The organism is Muriventricola aceti, assembly GCF_025567565.1.
Lineage (GTDB): Bacteria > Bacillota > Clostridia > Oscillospirales > Oscillospiraceae > Lawsonibacter > Lawsonibacter aceti.
In genome coordinates this window covers 3,399-4,006 of the sequence record NZ_JAOQKF010000024.1, presented here as the reverse complement: position 1 = coordinate 4,006, position 608 = coordinate 3,399, and the positions used below count along the sequence as shown (strand labels likewise).

General features: G+C 51.8%; 1 protein-coding gene. It reads right to left on the bottom strand.

The window, feature by feature from the left end:
- Positions 1–446 (bottom strand): hypothetical protein (locus OCV64_RS16025; RefSeq protein ID WP_262670549.1); only part of this gene is annotated, 446 nt, incomplete at its 3' end.
- Positions 447–608: the final 162 nt, after the last annotated feature.

Here is a 608-nt window from a genome sequence, read left to right as displayed (position 1 = left end):
ATTGGCTGAATCAACTGTTTACTCTCATCCGCAAGTACGCCCGGAACTGTAACAGTCTGGGTGTTGTTGGACCAGGCGGAGAGGGGGAGGGTGACCAGGGTGGATTTTGGTCTAGCATTGCGGAGTTCCTCCTTTACATCATCCATCGTAGGCAGATAAGCATCATTTTCCGCAAAGCCGGTTTTTCTTGCGCCCCCTACGTTATAGAAAAACACGCCCCCACAGTCTACTTTTTGAACAATGCCAGAGCCCGGACTTGTGAAAGCATCAATCTCTCCTGGATTGGCAAACATATATGCCGTATCATGATTACTAGAAATCCCGATCAGCGGTAACTTCTCAAGACCCAAAAAATCTCCATTCACAACTAACTGCACTCTGTGATCTGTACCTTCGTCTACCGGATCAGGGGACTCAACAACCTCCAGCACCAACTCCCCCGTCATGGTCCCTCCGCTCAACTGGAGATACCTCTGGTCGGCCTGTTCCTGGGTCATGCCAGATTGTGGCGCATCCTGTGGCACGGCGTTACCCCCGCTGTCAAAGCCAACCACCTGGCCCTGTGTACCAGTGAGCTTATCCTGCTTCTCATTGGCAAGAGCCTGTGC